Below are 1,204 nucleotides of genomic sequence, written 5' to 3'. Positions count from 1 at the left end.
TGACCTGCTCCCCGCGTTTAGTACGGTGACGGTGTAGAGTCCGTTCCAGAGAGGAACGGCAATGAAAAAGCGATTCACCGAAGAACAGATCATCGGCATCTTGAAGGAAGCCGAGGCTGGCTTGAAGCCAGCGGAGCTGTGCCGCAAGTACGGCATCTCGGAAGCGACCTACTACAACTGGAAAGCGAAGTTCGGCGGGATGACGGTCTCCGAAGCGCAGCGCCTGAAGGAACTGGAGCAGGAGAACAGCAAGCTCAAGCGTCTGTTGGCCGAATCGATGCTCGACAACGCCGCGCTGAAGGACCTGCTGGCTCGAAAGTAGCAAGCCCGCAGGCCAAGCGCGAAGCGGTCTGGATATTGATGACCGAACGTGCCATGGGTGTTACCCGGGCCTGCGGGCTGGTAGGGATTTCGCGCTCGCTGTTCCACTACGAATCACGCCGCCGAGTTGATGACGAAGCGCTGACTGGCCGGATGATGGCCATCGCCGCGCAGAAACGCCGATACGGCTATCGCCGGATTCACGTGTTGTTGCAGCGGGATGGCTGCTTCGCCAACCACAAGCGCATCTGGCGCCTGTACAGCAAGGCGGGACTGAGCGTGCGCAAGCGGCGACGCAAGCGTATTGCGGCTGTCGAGCGCACGCCGCTACCGTTACCAACAGGCCCGAATCAGAGCTGGTCGATGGACTTCGTTTCTGACGGGCTGGCCTATGGTCGGCGGTTTCGATGCCTGAACGTGGTCGACGACTACACGCGCGAGTGCTTGGCCATCGAGGTCGATACTTCATTGCCGGGCCTACGCGTGCAGCAAGTGCTCGAGCGGCTCAAGGAGATGCGAGGCTTACCCGCATCCATCACGGTCGACAACGGGCCGGAGTTCGCTGGTAAGGTGCTGGATGCATGGGCCTACGAAGCCGACGTCACGCTGTCGTTCATTCGGCCTGGCAAGCCGGTGGAGAATGCCTATATCGAGAGCTTCAACGGGCGGTTCCGCGACGAATGCCTGAACGAGCACTGGTTCGTCTCAATGCGCCACGCCAAGCAGCTGATTGAGGAATGGCGTATCGAGTACAACACCGAGCGGCCTCATAGTTCGCTCGGCTATCTGACGCCTGCGCAGTTCGCCCGGGCGCACGACGCGAAGCAGCAGTTTTTAACCTCGGACTCTAACTGCAGTTCGGACTAAAACCGGGGGCAGGTCA

The 1,204-nt window shown here is 60.2% G+C and carries 1 protein-coding gene; it reads left to right on the top strand.

The window, feature by feature from the left end:
* The first annotated feature begins 61 nt into the window (after positions 1 to 61).
* Positions 62 to 1,188, top strand: a protein-coding gene (locus tag HWY45_RS36210; protein WP_150999506.1) for an IS3 family transposase whose coding sequence is annotated in 2 segments (ribosomal slippage) — positions 62 to 302 and positions 302 to 1,188 — 1,128 coding nt in all. Because the reading frame shifts where the segments join, the coding sequence is not laid out codon by codon here.
* Positions 1,189 to 1,204 lie beyond the last annotated feature (16 nt).

It is taken from the genome of Burkholderia stagnalis (assembly GCF_902830275.1).
Classification (GTDB): domain Bacteria; phylum Pseudomonadota; class Gammaproteobacteria; order Burkholderiales; family Burkholderiaceae; genus Burkholderia; species Burkholderia stagnalis.
This window is presented reverse-complemented; position numbering and strand designations above follow the sequence as displayed.